We start from the raw sequence: 14,729 nt of genomic DNA, 5'->3' as shown, positions 1-14,729 counted from the left end.
GTTGTGGCCGGTGTCGACATGCAGCAGCGGGAAGGGCAGGCGGCCCTTGTACTCGCCGTCGGCACCCTTGGTCTTGAAGGCCTTCTCGGCCAGGCGCAGCACGACGCACGAATCCTTGCCGCCCGAGAACAGCAGGGCCGGGCGCTCGAACGCGGCGACGGTCTCGCGCAGGATGAAGATGGCTTCTTCCTCGAGCCAGTCGAGGTGGCTGTGGTCGAGCTGCGGCAGCAGTTGTTCCACGGTCAGCGGGGCATTCATTTCCGGTCTCCGATCATCGACACGGCGGCCTCTTCGGCCCCGTGCACGTGCAATCCGCACTCTTTCGCCTTCTCGTCTTCCCACCACCAGCGGCCGGCGCGGAAATCCTCGCCCACCGCGATCGCGCGCGTGCACGGCGCGCAGCCGATGCTCGGCATGAACTGGTCGTGCAGCGGGTTGTACGGCACGTCGTTCGACGCGATGTACTGCCACACGTCGTTCCAGCTCCAGTCGGCCAGCGGGTTGAACTTGATGCGGCCCTTGTCGTCGGGCTCGCTGAACGGCACCTCGCCGCGGTTGTTCGACTGCTCGCGGCGCAGGCCGGTGACCCATGCGCTGCGCTGCGCCAGCATGCGCGACAGCGGCTCCAGCTTGCGGATTCCGCAGCAGCCCTTGCGCAGGTCGATGCTCTCGTACATCGCGCGCTCGCCGTGGTTCTTCACGAAGTGGATCACCGCGTCGGCCTCGGGGCGGTAGACCTCGACGGCCAGGCCGTAGCGCTGCTCGATGCGCGGCACCAGCGCGAGCGTTTCCTCGTGCAACTGGCCGGTCTCGAGCGTGCCGATCGCGATCGGGATGCCGTGGCGCGCGATCAGGTCGGTCAGCACCATGTCCTCGGCGCCCAGGCTGGTGGCCTGCACGACGCGGCCCGGGTGCTCGGCGGCCGCCTGCTTCAGCACCGCCACCGCGTGCGCGACGCGCTCGTCGAAGCCGGCCGTCCGGCGGGCGTAGAGGGTGATGGCGCTCATATCGCCGAGCCCGCCTGGTTGAACTCGCGGTTGGTCGTCTCCTGGCCGGCCGGGCGCTTGAACAGCGGGCGGTGCTCGGTGACGTCGGCCTGGTAGTGGCCGGGGAAGAAGTTCAGCGCGCGCTCGGCCACCTCGATCGACTGGTCGGCGCGCAGCGCCACGGCATCGAAGCCGGTGCGCTGCAGCAGCGGCATCATGTCGACCAGCACCTCGCCGGTGGCGCGCACCTCGCCGGCATAGCGATAACGCGAGCGCAGCAGCCGGGCCTGGCTGTAGGCGCGGCCGTCGACCCACTTCGGGAAGTTCAGCACGACCAGCGCGAGCCGCGGCAGGTCCTCGGCCAGGTCCTCGATGTCAGCATCGTTCGGGAACTGCACGCCGACGGCCATGCCGGCCGGCCAGGTGCTGCGCACGCTGTGCCATTGCGCGAGCGACAGCAGGCTGTTCGGGGCGGGCGTCAGCGTGACCATCGGGCCGTCTTCGCCGGTGATGGTGCGCCAGGGGTCGCGGGCGGTGTCGATGAATTTCATGGTCAGGCCTTGGCGGTGCTGCGGCGCTGGGCGTTGGCCGCGGTCTTGAACGGATCGAGCCCGATGCGGTTCACGGTGTCGATGAAGCGCTCGGCAGCGGTGCTGCGCTGCGCGCGGTAGGTGTCGAGCACCGCCTCGATCACGTCGGGCACCTCGTCGGCCGCGAACGACGGGCCGATCACCTTGCCGGGCGTCGACTGGTGGCCGCTGATCGCCGAGCCGTCGAGGCCGCCGAGCGTCACCTGGTACCACTCGCTGCCGTCCTTGTCGACGCCGAGGATGCCGATGTGGCCGCTGTGGTGGTGGCCGCAGGAGTTGATGCAGCCGCTGATGTGCAGGTCGATGTCGCCGATGTCGTAGAGCTCGTCGATGTCGTCGAAGCGCTCGGTGATGGCCTCGGCGATCGGGATCGAGCGGGCATTGGCGAGCGCGCAGAAATCGCCGCCGGGGCAGGCGATCATGTCGGTCAGCAGGCCGATGTTGGGCGTCGCGAAGCTGGCGGCGCGCGCGGCCTGCCAGAGGGCGAACAGGTCGCTCTCGCGCACCCACGGCAGCACCAGGTTCTGGTCGTGCGAGACGCGCAGCTCGGCCTGGCTGAAGCGCTCGGCCAGCTCGGCGGCCAGTTCCATCTGCGTGTCGGTCGCGTCGCCCGGCGCCTGGCCGGTGCGCTTGAGCGACAGCGTCACGCTGCGGTAGCCGGCCAGCTGGTGCGGGTGCACGTTGCGCTCGAGCCAGCGCTGGTAGGCGGCGGGCGCGTCGGCGGGGATGTCGATCCGGCTGTTCGCACTCGTGTTGCCAGGGACAGGTGCGACGCCGGCCGGCGTCACGAAGTGCGCCGCGACGCGGTCGAACTCGGCCTGCGGAATGATCTGCTCGGTGCCGTCGCTGTCGAGCTCGAGGATCTTCTTGAACTCCTCGGCCACGTCGTCGAGGAAGCGCTGGCCTTCGGCCTTCACCAGGATCTTGATGCGCGCCTTGTACATGTTGTCGCGCCGGCCGTAGCGGTTGTAGACCCGCACGATGGCCTCGAGGTAGACGAGGATCTGCTGCCACGGCAGGAACTCGCTGATCACCGTGCCGATGACCGGCGTGCGCCCCATGCCGCCGCCGACCAGCACCTTGAAGCCGATCTCGCCGGCCTCGTTCTTCAGCAGCTGCAGGCCGATGTCGTGCCAAGCGATCGCGGCACGGTCTTCCTTCGCGCCGCTGACGGCGATCTTGAACTTGCGCGGCAGGAACGCGAACTCGGGGTTCAGCGTGCTCCACTGGCGCAGGATCTCGCAGTAGGGGCGGGGGTCGATGACCTCGTCGGCCGCGACGCCGGCGAAGCAGTCGCTCGTGATGTTGCGGATGCAGTTGCCGCTGGTCTGGATGCCGTGCATGCTGACCGAGGCCAGCAGGTCCATCACGTCGGCCGCCTTCGGCAGCGGGATCCAGTTGTATTGGCAGTTCTGCCGCGTCGTGAAGTGGGCATAGCCGCGGTCGAACTCGCGCGCGATGCGCGCCAGCATGCGCAGCTGCGTGGCGCTCAGCTCGCCGTACGGCACCGCGATGCGGGCCATCGGCGCATGGCGCTGGATGTACCAGCCGTTCTGCAGGCGCAGGGCGCGGAACTCGTCATCGCCCAGCGTGCCGGCGAGGTTGCGCTGGAGCTGGTCGCGGAACTGGGCCGCGCGTTGCTTGACGAACTGGGTGTCGAACGGGGTGTATTGATACATCGCCTGGAGTTCGGTTCTGGGAGACCCGCGACTGTACGGGCGCTCATATATAAGCAGGAAGAACATTTTCGTTGCTTGTTTATTCGACACAGGGATAAAGCCCGGCGTCCCTAGAATCGCTGGATGCCTTCCTTTCTGACTTCCTCGTCCTGGGCCCGTGCGGCCGCCGTGGCTGCCGCCGTCCTGCTGGCCGGGTGCCAGACGGTGCCGCTGCCGCCCTCGAATCCCGCGTCCACGCCGGCCGGCAACCCGCCGGTGGTGGTCGTGCCACCGGACTCGGCCGCGTCGGCGCCGCCGCTCGTCGTGATCAAGCCGGTGCCGAAGCCGCCGCGCATCGGGCTGGCGCTGGGCGGCGGCGCGGCGCGCGGCTTTGCCCACATCGGCGTGATCCAGGTGCTGGAGGAGAACGGCATCAAGCCGGACCTGGTGGTCGGCACCTCGGCCGGCAGCCTGGTCGCGACGCTCTACGCGTCGGGCAAGAACGGGCTGGCGCTGGCGGCGATGGCCGATTCGATGGACGAGTCGGCGATCACCGACTGGGCCTTTCCCGGTCGCGGGCTGATCCGCGGCGAGGCGCTGGCGCGCTTCGTGCGCGAGGCCACCGGCGGCAAGACCATCGAGCAGATGCGCATGCCGCTCGGCATCGTCGCGACCGACCTCGACAACGGCTCTCCGGTGCTGTTCCAGCGCGGCGATGCGGGCATCGCGGTGCGCGCCTCGAGCGCGGTGCCGGCGGTGTTCCAGCCGGTGCGCATCGGCACACGCGAATACGTGGACGGCGGACTGGTGTCGCCGGTGCCGGTGCGCTTCGCGCGCCAGATGGGTGCCGAGCTGGTGATCGCGGTCGACATCTCGGCGGTGCCGGATGGTGCCGCCACCGGCGACCCGATGCGCATGCTGCTGCAGACCTTCGCGATCATGAGCCGCAGCATCAATGCCTTCGAGCTGCGCGAGGCCGACGTGGTGCTGCGGCCGAAGCTGGCCGACGTGTCGTCGGCCGATTTCGCGGCGCGCAAGCGCTCGATCCAGGCCGGGCGCGAGATCGCGCTGGCGATGATCAACGAGCTGAAGATGCGGATCGCGGCGAAGACGCACTGACAAACAAAACGGCCCGGTGTTGCCACCGGGCCGGAAGGTACCTGGAATCAGAATTCGCGCGGTACCGAGGAGACAACCTTTCAGGGAGACCGCAGGCAGGGCCCGCGGTAACTCTCAGATGAAGGGTCGCGACATAAGTTCAAGTCCTTTTTCAGATCAGGCGGCGGCGCGCTTGGTCTTCGGGGCCGATGCGGCCTTCACGGCGCTGGCGCTGATCGCTTCGATGTTGGCTTCTGCCACCTTCGCGGCCTGGCCGGCGGCCTTCTGCAGGCTTTCGTAGGCATTGCTGGTGGTCGCGACGGCCGACTTGAACAGCGCGACGACGTTCTCGGTGCCGGCCGGCGCGTTCTTCACGGCGGTGTCGACCACCGTCATGAACTTCTGCTGGGCTTCGGCGGCTTGCGCTTCGGCGACCTTGCCGATGTCGGCATTGGTGCTGGCGGCGATGTCGTACAGGTGGCGGCCGTAGGCGGCGGCCTTCTCGGCGGCCGGCTGCAGCAGGCTGGCTTGCAGCGCCAGCAGTTCCTGCGCGTCCTTCACCGACAGCGCGGCCTGGGTGTTCGCGGCGGCTTCGCCGAGCGCGGTCTTCGCGACCTGCAGGTTCAGCTCGACGAGCTTCTCGACGCCTTCGAACGCCTTGCCGGTCAGGCCGAAGAGCGTTTCGATGTTGGTCTTGTGGGCGGCGATCAATTGTTCAGCGGTCAGCATGTGGAATCTCCATGAGATAGAAAAGGGGACTGCGCCTGACACAGTGACTTTGTTGCACTGCACCATGGCGAGAAGTATACGGAGTGATCCGAGGATTACAAGTTGTTTTTGCTGCATTGCAGCAATCTAGAGGCATGTACCCATTTCGGCGCCGATCGGCACAATGCGCCGGCGATGCGCGCCTCGATGCAAGCCTTCCACTCCGACCACTTCGTGCTGCCGCTGCCCACCGGGCACCGGTTCCCGATGCAGAAGTACCGCCTGCTGCGCGAGGCCGCGGAGTCCGAGCCCGGGCTGTGCCTGCAGGAGGCGCCCGCGGCGAGCGACGGCGAACTCGCGCTGGCCCACACGCCCGACTACGTCACCGCGGTGTCCGAAGGCACGCTGAGCGCGGCCGAGCAGCGCGAGATCGGCTTTCCGTGGACGCCGCGCATGGTCGAGCGCTCGCGCCGCTCGGTCGGCGCGACGATCGCCGCGGCGCGTGCGGCCCTCACCGAGGGCGTTGCCGCGAACCTGGCCGGCGGCACCCACCACGCCCATGCGGACAAGGGCAGCGGCTATTGCGTCTTCAACGATGTGGCCGTGGCGACGCGGCTGATGCAGGCCGAATGGCACCGGCAGCACCGCACGCTGCTGCGTGTCGCGGTGATCGACCTGGACGTGCACCAGGGCAACGGCACCGCGGCGATCTTCCGCGACGACCCGACGGTGTTCACGCTGTCGCTGCACGGCGAGCGCAACTTCCCGTTCCGCAAGGAGGCGAGCGACCTCGACGTGGCCCTGCCCGACGGCTGCCGCGACGACGAGTACCTGGCCGCGCTCGATGCGGCGCTCGCCGAACTGTGGCGCCGCCATGCGCAGGGCGCGCCGGGGCTGGTGTTCTACCTCGCCGGTGCCGATCCGCACGAGGGCGATCGCCTGGGCCGCCTGAAGCTCACGTCCGCGGGCCTCGCCGAGCGCGACCGCCGCGTCTTCGCTGCCACCCGCGAGCGCGGCATCCCGGTCGCGGTCAGCATGGCCGGCGGCTACGGCCGCGAGATCGCCGACACCGTCGCGGTGCAGCTCACGACGCTGCGCGAGGCGCTGGCCAGCCGCGAGCAATGGAACAATGCAGCGCCATGACGATGCCCCAGACGCCTCCGATCCGCCCGCAACCCGAAGCGCGCAGCGCCTACCGGCACTTCACGAGCCTGTCGACCCGGTGGATGGACAACGACGCCTACGGCCACGTCAACAACGTCGTCTACTACAGCCTGTTCGACACCGCGGTGAACCGCTACCTGATCGAGGCCGGTGCGCTCGACATCCACGCCGGCGCGGTGATCGGGCTGGTGGTCGAGACCCACTGCAACTACTTCGCGCCGATCGCGTTCCCGCAGATGGTCGATGCCGGCTTGCGCGTCGCGCAGGTCGGCAGCTCCAGCGTGCGCTACGAGATCGGCCTGTTCGCCGCCGGCGAGCCGCTGTGCGCGGCACGCGGCCATTTCGTGCATGTCTACGTCGACCGCGAAACGCGCCGCCCGGCCGCGTTGCCGGCCGTTCTCATCCAAGCCCTGGAAGGATTGCGCCCGTGAGCTTGCCAACCCCCGAGCAGACTGCCCTCATCGACGCGGCGATCACCTCGCGCCGCTCGTTGCGCGCCTTCCTGCCGACGCCGATCCCGCGCGAGACCATCGAAGACATCCTGCGCGTCGCGTCGCGCGCGCCCTCGGGCACCAACACGCAGCCATGGAAGGTCTACGTGCTGACCGGCGAGCCGCTGGCGGCGCTGGGGCGCGAGATCACTGCCCTCTACGACGATCCCGAGGAGGCGGCGCAGCACCACGAGGAGTACGCCTACTACCCGGTCGAATGGCGCTCGCCCTACATCGACCGCCGCCGCAAGGTCGGCTGGGACCTGTACGGCCTGCTCGGCATCACCAAGGGCGACAAGCTGCGCATGCACGAGCAGCACGGCCGCAACTACGTGTTCTTCGACGCACCGGTCGGCCTGATGTTCACGATCGACCGCGTGATGCAGCAGGGCAGCTGGCTCGACTACGGCATGTTCCTGCAGAACATCATGGTGGCTGCGCGCGCCCGCGGCCTCGACACCTGCCCGCAGGCCGCGTTCACGCAGTTCCACCGCGTCATCCTGCCGCGCCTGGGTGCGGGCGATGACGAGATGCTGGTGTGCGGCATGTCGCTCGGCGTCGCCGATCCGTCCGCGGTCGAGAACACGCTGGTGACCGAGCGCGAGCCGGTGGCCGGCTTCACTCGCTTCCTCGGCTGATGCCGGAGCTGCTGTGGGGCCTGCCGTTCGCCGGGCTGCTGCTGTCGATCGCGCTGCTGCCGCTGGCCGCACCGGGCTTCTGGCACAGGCACCAGGGCAAGGTGGTGGCCGCGTGGGCGCTCGCGTACCTCGTGCCGCAGGCGGCGCAGTCGGGCGTCGACGCCGCATGGCACGGCCTGGTGCACGCTGCGGTCGGCGAGTACATCCCGTTCATCGTGCTGCTGGCCACGCTCTTCATCGTCGCCGGCGGCATCTTCGTGCGCGGCAACCTGCACGGCGGCCCGGGCCTGAACGTCGCGCTGATGGCGATCGGCGCGGTGCTGGCCAGCGTGATGGGCACCACCGGCGCGTCGATGCTGATGATCCGCCCGCTGATCCGCGCGAACGACCACCGGCGCCACACGGCCCACGTCGTGGTGTTCTTCATCTTCATCGTGTCGAACGCGGCCGGCGCGCTGACACCGCTCGGCGACCCGCCGCTGTTCCTCGGCTTCCTGCAGGGCGTGGCGTTCTCGTGGACGCTGGTGCACCTGCTGCCGCACACGCTGTTCATGGTGGGCACGCTGCTCGCGATCTTCTGGTTGCTCGACCGCTGGTACTGCCGCCAGGACGAGCCGCGCCCCGTCGACCCGACGCCGGACACGCGCGGCTTCGGCATCGAGGGTGCGGTCAACCTCGCGCTGCTGGCCGGCGTCGCGGGGCTGATCCTGATGAGCGGTGTCTGGCACGGTGGCGTCGCGTTCACGCTGGCCGGTGCCGAGATCACCTGGCAAGGCTTGATGCGCGACCTCGGGCTGATCGCGATCGCCGCGCTGTCGTGGCACCTGACACCGCCCTCGGCCCATGCGCAGAACCAGTTCAGCTTCGGCCCGATCGTCGAGGTCGCCAAGCTGTTCGCCGGCATCTTCCTGACCATCATCCCGGTCATCGCGATGCTGCGCGCCGGGGTCGACGGGCCGTTCGGCGCGATCGTGTCGGCCGTCACCGCGCCCGATGGCACGCCGCGGCCGGGGATGTATTTCTGGGCCGCCGGCACGCTGTCGTCGTTTCTGGACAATGCGCCGACCTACCTGGTGTTCTTCAACGCCGCCGGCGGCGACGCGCAGCAGCTGATGACGCAGTACGCCACCACGCTGGCCGCGATCTCGGCCGGCTCGGTGTTCATGGGCGCCAACTCGTACATCGGCAACGCGCCCAACCTGATGGTGAAGGCGGTGGCCGAAAGCCGCGGCATCCGGATGCCCGGCTTCTTCGGCTACATGGGCTGGTCGATGGCCGTGCTGCTGCCGCTGTTCGTGCTGATGACCCTGATCTGGTTCTGACCTGTTTTCTCAAGAAGAGGATGTGACATGAAGCCTGCCGTACTCGTCTCGCGTGCCATCTTTCCCGACATTGTCGATCGCCTGCGGGCGCACTTCGACGTGCAGGACAACCCGGAAGACCGCGTCTTCAAGAAGGCCGAGCTGATCGAGCGGCTGGCCGGCAAGCAGGGCGTGCTGGCCACCGGCAGCGAGCGCTTCGATGCCGAGGTGCTCGATGCCAACCCGCAGCTGAAGGCGGTGTGCAACATGGCGGTCGGCTACAACAACATCGACGTCGACGCCTGCAACGCGCGCGGCGTGCTGTGCACCAACACACCCGACGTGCTGACCGAGACCACCGCCGACTTCGGCTTCGCGCTGATGATGGCGGCGGCGCGGCGCATCGCCGAATCGGAGCACTACCTGCGCCGCGGCGACTGGAAGAAGTGGTCCTACGACATGTTCACCGGTGGCGACGTGCACGGCGCGACGCTCGGCATCCTCGGCATGGGCCGCATCGGGCAGGGCATCGCGAAGCGCGGCGCGCTCGGCTTCGGCATGAAGGTGATCTACCACAACCGCTCGCGGCTCGCGCCCGCGATCGAGGCCGAATGCCGCGCGAGCTACGTCTCGAAGGAGGCGCTGCTGCGCGATGCCGACCACCTGGTGATCGTGGTGCCGTACTCGCCGGCCTCGCACCATGCGATCGGCGCCGCCGAGCTCGCGCAGATGAAGCGCACGGCGACGCTGACCAACATCGCGCGCGGCGGCGTCGTCGACGATGCGGCGCTCGCGCAGGCGCTGGCCGAGCGGCGCATCGCGTCGGCCGGGCTCGACGTGTTCGAAGGCGAACCGGCGCTGAACCCTGCGCTGCTGACGGTGCCCAACGTCGTGCTGACCCCGCACATCGCGAGTGCGACGATCGCGACGCGGCGCGCGATGGCCAACCTGGCGGCCGACAACCTGATCGCCGCGCTCGGCTTCGGGCCCAACGCCGGCCATCCGCCGACGCCCATCAACGCCGCGGCGCTGAAGGGATGAACGCGCTGCGCGCCGCCGCCGGTGTGCTGATCGGCCTGCTGACGGCATGCTGCGCGCATGCGGCTGACGGTGTCACCGTCGGCTCCAAGCGCTTCACCGAGTCGTACGTGCTCGGCGAGATCGTGCGCCAGACGTATGAGCGTGCCGGCATCGCGGCGACGCACAAGCAGGGCCTGGGCAACACCGGCATCCTGGAGCAGGCGCTGGCGAGCGGCGCGGTCGACGTCTACCCCGAGTACACCGGCACCATCGTGCGCGAGCTGCTGAAGCGCGAGGGCAACCCGTCGCTCGACGAGCTGAACGCCTGGCTCGCGCCGCGCGGGCTGAAGGCCGCGGTGCCGCTCGGCTTCAACGACACCTATGCGCTCGCGATGCTCGAATCGCAGGCGCAGCAGCTCGGCATCGAGCGCATCTCCGACCTGCTGAAGCCGCAGGCGGCGGCGCTGCGGCTGGGGCTGTCGCACGAGTTCCTGGAGCGGGCCGACGGCTGGCCCGCGCTGAAGGCGGCCTACCGGCTCGGCTACGACAAGCCGGCAGGGCTGGACCACGGCCTGGCCTACGACGCGGTCGCGGCGCAGCGCATCGACCTGATCGACATCTACAGCACCGATGCGAAAGTGGGCCGCTACAAGCTGCGCGTGCTGAAGGACGACCTGAACTTCTTCCCGAAGTACGACGCGGTGCTGCTGATGCGCGCCGGGCTGGATCCGGCGCCGCTGCAATCGCTGGCCGGCCGCATCGACGAGGCGGCGATGATCTCGCTGAACGCCCAGGTCGAGCTCGACGGCAAGAGCTTCGCCGAGGTCGCGCGGCAGTTCCTGTCGGGCAGCGCGGCGGCGGCCTCGAAACCGGTCACGTTCGCGCAGCGGCTGTTCGGCCCCGATTTCGCGCGGCTCGCCGGGCAGCACCTGCTGCTGGTGTTCGGCTCGCTGGCGGTGGCGGTGCTGGTCGGCGTGCCGCTCGGCGTGGCGGCGTGGCGCTGGCCGCGCAGCGCCGGTGTCGTGATGGGCGTGGTGTCGGTGCTGCAGACGGTGCCGTCGCTCGCGCTGCTGGCCTTCCTGATCGCGGTGGTCGGCAGCATCGGGCTGCTGCCGGCGCTGATCGCGCTGTTCCTCTACGCACTGCTGCCGATCGTGCGCAACACGCATGCCGGGCTGCAGGGCGTGCCGGTGGGGCTGGCGCAGGCGGCGCTCTCGCTGGGTTTGACCCCGCGGCAGACGCTGCGCCATGTGCAGCTGCCGCTGGCCGCGCCGACGCTGCTGGCGGGCGTCAAGACGGCGGCGGTGATCAACGTCGGCACCGCGACCGTCGCCGCCTTCATCGGCGCGGGCGGCTTCGGCGAGCGCATCGTCGCGGGGCTGGCGGTCAACGACAGCGCGGCGATGCTGGCCGGTGCGCTGCCGGCGGCGGTGCTCGCGCTGGTCGTGCAGTACGGCTTCGACGCGATCGAAAAACGGCTGTTGCCTGCCCCACTGCGCTCCTCGGCATAGCGACAGCTGCGAGAATGGGGAGATGCTCCTCGACTGGATTTCGCTCGCGCTCCTCGTTCTTGTCCTGCTGCTGACGCTCTGGCTCGCGCTGCGAAAGCCCGATTCGGGCGCCGCGCACATCGAACGCCTCGAACGGGAATTGCGCGATGAAGTGGCGCGCAGCGCCCAGGGCACGCGCCAGGAGCTGGGCCAGACGCTCGCGAGCTTCCAGCAGACGCTGCTCGCGCAACAGGGCGACGTGGCGCGCACGCAGAACGAGCAGATCGACAGCTTTCGCACCCAGCTGGCCGCGACGCAGCAGGCGCAGGAAGCCACGCTCGCGCGCCTGGCCGAGCAGCAGGCGAATGCGCTGAAGCGCTTCGCCGACTCGCTGGGCGACCAGCTGCGCTCGCTGTCGCAATCGAACGACCAGCGCCTCACCGAGATGCGCGGCGCGGTCGAGCAGAAGCTGTCGGCGATCCAGGCCGACAACGAGAAGAAGCTCGAGCAGATGCGCGCCACGGTCGACGAGAAGCTGCATGCCACGCTGGAGCAGCGTCTCGGCGAGAGCTTCAAGCTGGTCGCCGACCGGCTCGACCAGGTGCACAAGGGCCTGGGCGAGATGCAGAACCTGGCGCGCGACGTCGGCTCGCTGAACCGCGTGCTGACCAATGTGAAGACGCGCGGCATCTTCGGCGAGGTGCAGCTGGCCGGCCTGCTGGAGCAGGTGTTCACGCCGGAGCAGTACGCGGTCAACGTCGAGACGGTGCCGGGCAGCGGCGCGCGGGTCGAGTTCGCGATCCGGCTGCCGGGGCAGCGCATCGACGGCGTGCCGCTGTGGCTGCCGATCGATGCGAAGTTCCCGCGCGAAGACTACGAGCGCTTGCTCGATGCGCAGGACCGCGCCGACCCGGTGGCAGTCGAGGTGGCCGCGAAGGCGATCGAGACGCGGCTGCGGCTGGAGGCGAAATCCATCCATGACAAGTACGTGTCACCGCCGCACACCACCGACTTCGCCATCCTGTTCGTGCCGACCGAGGGCCTGTACGCCGAGGCGCTGCGCCGGCCGGGGCTGGTCGAATCGCTGCAGCGCGAGCACCACGTGATGCTGGCCGGCCCGACCACGCTGCTGGCGACGCTGAACAGCCTGCAGATGGGGTTCCGCACGCTGGCGCTGGAGAAGCGCTCGGTGGAAGTGTGGGAGGTGCTGGGCGCCGTGAAGACCGAGTTCGCGAAGTTCGGCGACGTGCTCGCGAAGACCAAGAAGAAGCTCGACGAGGCCAGCAACACGATCGACCAGGCGCAGACGCGGGCCAACGTGATGGCGCGCAAGCTGAAGTCGGYTGAAGCGGTCACCGAGACGCATGCGCAGGCGCTGTTGCCGCTGGCGCTCCCACGCGACGATGACGCCATCGTCCCCGATCTCCCGGAGAGCGACGCCTAGCCGATGACCCAATTTTCCCGCCCGCTGCTCGCGCTGATCCTCGGTCAGATCAGCCTGCATTCGTGCATGGCCGGGGTGCGGATGGCCGCGCCGCTGCAGGCGCTGAAGCAGGGCCAGGCGGAGTGGACGGTGGGGCTGCTGATGGCCTTGTTCGCCGCCGCGCCGGTGCTGCTGTCGCTGCCGGCCGGTCGCCTGGCCGATCGCCGCGGCTACCACGTGCCGATGCGGCTGGGGGTCGCGCTGTCGCTGGYGGGCGGCACCATCGCCGCGCTCAGCAGCCACTACCTGGCGATGTGCCTGGCGGCCATCCTGACCGGTGCCGGCGCGAACTTCGGCCTGATCACGATCCAGCGCACCGCCGGCCGCATGGCCACCGACGCGACCGAGCGCATCCGCGTCTTCAGCTGGCTGGGGCTGGCGCCGGCGCTGTCCAACGTCATCGGCCCGGTGACGGCCGGTGCGCTGATCGACCTGATGGGCTTCCGCGTCGCGTTCGCGGTGTTGATGCTGATGCCGCTGGCGGCGATGGTGTCGGCGCGCTACGTGCCGGCCGAGGCCGACGTGCCGCGCCCTGCTGCCGCGACGCAGCACCAGAGTTCATGGGACCTGCTGCGCTCGCCGGCGCTGCGCCGGCTGCTGCTGGTGAACTGGCTGCTGTCGGCCAGCTGGGACGTGCATTCGTTCGTCGTGCCCATCCTCGGCCACGAGCGCGGCATGAGCGCCGGCGCGATCGGGCTGGTGCTGGGCCTGTTCGCGGTGTCGGTGGCCGGCGTGCGGCTGCTGATCCCGGTGCTCGCGCACCGCCTGAGCGAATCGCAGGTGCTGACCGGCGCGATGCTGTGGGTGGCGGTGATCTTCGGCATCTACCCGTTCGTGCACTCGGCCTGGTTGATGGCCTGCTGCGCGTCGCTGCTCGGCCTGGCGCTCGGCGCGGTGCAGCCGATGGTGATGTCGACGCTGCACCACATCACGCCGCACGAGCGGCACGGCGAGGCGATCGCGTTCCGCTCGATGGCGCTGAACGGATCCAGCACCGTGATGCCGCTGCTGTTCGGCGTGTTCGGCGCGGCGCTGGGGGCCGCGTCGCTGTTCTGGATGATGGGGCTGGCCGTCGGGGCCGGCAGCTGGCAGGCCCGTCAGATCAGAACTTGATGCCGGCCGGGTTGCTGCCGCTGGTGCCGGTGCCCGGCGATTGCGTCGGCTGGGCCGCCGGTGCCGTGGCATCGTTCTGCGGCGTGTTCCCGCTCACCGCCTGCTTCGGCGTGGTCAGCGGCGTCGCGCCGCCCTGCGGGAAGTTCGCCGGCAGCTTCGATTCCTTCGGGTACGCCGCGGCGTCGAGGTAGCTCGACCAGTCGTCGCGCTGGTAGCCGCGCAGCACCTGCGAACCGACGGTCAGCGCCGGCAGGTCGCGGGCGCCGGTGATGCGCTGCAGCGCGTCGCCGTCGTCCTTCGTCGCGATCGTCTTCTCGGCGAACGGGATGCCGCGCTGGCGCAGCGTCTGCCGGCCGGCATCGCAGGGCGGGCAGTCCTTGGTCGTGTACAGCGTCACCGGATAGCGTTGTGCCACCTGGCGCAACTCGTAGGGCAGGGCGACATCGTTCGCCACGCTGCCGTTGTTGCTGACCGACTGCACCTTGTTGTCGGGGCTGACCGCCGGCCGGTCGGTGTAGGTGACCTTGCCGTCGGGCCCGACCACCTTGTAGAGCGCATGCGCCGGCAGCGCAGTGAACAACGCGGCCAGCAGCGCCGGGGTCGCCAGGCTGAAGGTGCGGGCGAGGGTGCGGGAAGTGGATCGGGTCATGAGGAGCTCCAACAACGCAGATTGTGTTTGCGCCCGAATTTACTTCATCAGGCCATGCCCTGATGTCGCAACAATGCATCGATCTTCGGCTCGCGGCCCCGGAACGCCTTGAAGCTCTCCATCGCCGGGCGGCTGCCGCCGGCTTCGAGGATGGCCTGGCGGTAGCGCCGCCCCGTGGCGATGTCGAGCGCGCCGGCCTCTTCGAAGGCGCTCCAGGCGTCGGCGCTCAGCACTTCGGCCCACTTGTAGCTGTAGTAGCCGGCCGCGTAACCGCCGGAAAAGATGTGTGAGAAGCCGTGCTGGAAGCGGTTGAAGCGCGGCGGCACCAGCACCGCGACCT

General features: G+C 69.4%; 16 protein-coding genes. 9 read left to right on the top strand and 7 right to left on the bottom strand.

Annotated elements, in window-relative coordinates; genetic code table 11:
• The 4 genes from AC1D1T_RS22290 to AC1D1T_RS22275 all read right to left on the bottom strand — a co-directional run.
• Positions 1-258 (bottom strand): phosphoadenosine phosphosulfate reductase domain-containing protein (locus tag AC1D1T_RS22290; protein ID WP_477992507.1); only part of this gene is annotated, 258 nt, incomplete at its 3' end.
• On the bottom strand, positions 255-1,007 hold the full coding sequence (locus tag AC1D1T_RS22285) for a phosphoadenylyl-sulfate reductase (protein WP_477827314.1): 753 nt from the start codon (positions 1,005-1,007) through the stop codon (positions 255-257). The genes AC1D1T_RS22290 and AC1D1T_RS22285, both read right to left, overlap by 4 nt.
• Entirely contained in the window at positions 1,004-1,537 is a 534-nt protein-coding gene (locus tag AC1D1T_RS22280) for a DUF934 domain-containing protein (RefSeq protein ID WP_465115086.1), read from the bottom strand. Before AC1D1T_RS22280 ends, AC1D1T_RS22285 begins: the two co-directional genes overlap by 4 nt.
• A 2-nt stretch (positions 1,538-1,539) precedes the next feature.
• Positions 1,540-3,255, bottom strand: coding sequence for a nitrite/sulfite reductase (locus AC1D1T_RS22275; protein ID WP_477992506.1), 1,716 nt, complete (start codon positions 3,253-3,255; stop codon positions 1,540-1,542).
• 123 nt (positions 3,256-3,378) lie between these two features.
• Here AC1D1T_RS22275 and AC1D1T_RS22270 point away from each other — a divergent pair, with 123 nt between their 5' ends.
• Positions 3,379-4,353 (top strand): patatin-like phospholipase family protein, encoded by a 975-nt coding sequence (locus tag AC1D1T_RS22270; protein ID WP_477843165.1) that lies wholly within the window; start codon positions 3,379-3,381, stop codon positions 4,351-4,353.
• Between the two features lie 156 nt (positions 4,354-4,509).
• On the opposite strand, the gene phaP is transcribed toward AC1D1T_RS22270, so the two are convergent.
• Positions 4,510-5,061 (bottom strand): TIGR01841 family phasin, encoded by a 552-nt coding sequence (phaP, locus tag AC1D1T_RS22265; RefSeq protein ID WP_047510746.1) that lies wholly within the window; start codon positions 5,059-5,061, stop codon positions 4,510-4,512.
• A gap of 186 nt (positions 5,062-5,247) precedes the next feature.
• Here phaP and AC1D1T_RS22260 point away from each other — a divergent pair, with 186 nt between their 5' ends.
• From AC1D1T_RS22260 to AC1D1T_RS22225, 8 genes are read left to right on the top strand one after another with little or no spacing between them, the layout of a single operon-like run.
• Positions 5,248-6,183: a histone deacetylase family protein gene (locus AC1D1T_RS22260; RefSeq protein WP_477992505.1), complete on the top strand. Its 936-nt coding sequence runs from the start codon at positions 5,248-5,250 to the stop codon at positions 6,181-6,183.
• A complete protein-coding gene (locus AC1D1T_RS22255) occupies positions 6,180-6,635 on the top strand; it encodes an acyl-CoA thioesterase (RefSeq protein WP_477826850.1) in 456 nt (151 codons plus the stop codon). The genes AC1D1T_RS22260 and AC1D1T_RS22255 overlap by 4 nt, the downstream gene beginning before the upstream one ends.
• A gap of 2 nt (positions 6,636-6,637) precedes the next feature.
• Complete coding sequence (locus AC1D1T_RS22250) at positions 6,638-7,333, top strand: nitroreductase (RefSeq protein ID WP_477826852.1); 696 nt, start codon at positions 6,638-6,640, stop codon at positions 7,331-7,333.
• Entirely contained in the window at positions 7,333-8,655 is a 1,323-nt protein-coding gene (locus AC1D1T_RS22245; RefSeq protein WP_477992504.1) for a sodium:proton antiporter, read from the top strand. The genes AC1D1T_RS22250 and AC1D1T_RS22245 overlap by 1 nt, the downstream gene beginning before the upstream one ends.
• A 27-nt stretch (positions 8,656-8,682) precedes the next feature.
• A complete protein-coding gene (locus AC1D1T_RS22240) occupies positions 8,683-9,675 on the top strand; it encodes a 2-hydroxyacid dehydrogenase (protein ID WP_477992503.1) in 993 nt (330 codons plus the stop codon).
• Positions 9,672-11,165, top strand: coding sequence for an ABC transporter permease/substrate-binding protein (locus AC1D1T_RS22235; protein ID WP_477992502.1), 1,494 nt, complete (start codon positions 9,672-9,674; stop codon positions 11,163-11,165). Before AC1D1T_RS22240 ends, AC1D1T_RS22235 begins: the two co-directional genes overlap by 4 nt.
• Positions 11,166-11,187: 22 nt before the next feature.
• A complete protein-coding gene (locus AC1D1T_RS22230) occupies positions 11,188-12,588 on the top strand; it encodes a DNA recombination protein RmuC (protein ID WP_477992501.1) in 1,401 nt (466 codons plus the stop codon).
• Between the two features lie 3 nt (positions 12,589-12,591).
• Positions 12,592-13,740, top strand: a complete 1,149-nt coding sequence (locus tag AC1D1T_RS22225) for an MFS transporter (RefSeq protein WP_477992500.1) — start codon at positions 12,592-12,594, stop codon at positions 13,738-13,740.
• On the opposite strand, the gene AC1D1T_RS22220 is transcribed toward AC1D1T_RS22225, so the two are convergent.
• Positions 13,730-14,389, bottom strand: coding sequence for a glutaredoxin family protein (locus AC1D1T_RS22220; protein ID WP_477992499.1), 660 nt, complete (start codon positions 14,387-14,389; stop codon positions 13,730-13,732). The two genes, AC1D1T_RS22225 and AC1D1T_RS22220, sit on opposite strands and share 11 nt — an antisense overlap.
• A gap of 47 nt (positions 14,390-14,436) precedes the next feature.
• A partial coding sequence (locus tag AC1D1T_RS22215) for a M3 family metallopeptidase (protein WP_477992498.1) occupies positions 14,437-14,729 on the bottom strand: 293 nt, incomplete at its 5' end.

The sequence above is a fragment of the Rhizobacter sp. P2_H3 genome (assembly GCF_056403355.1).
Note: the sequence above shows the minus strand (reverse complement) of the source record. Positions and strands in the feature narration are given on the sequence as shown.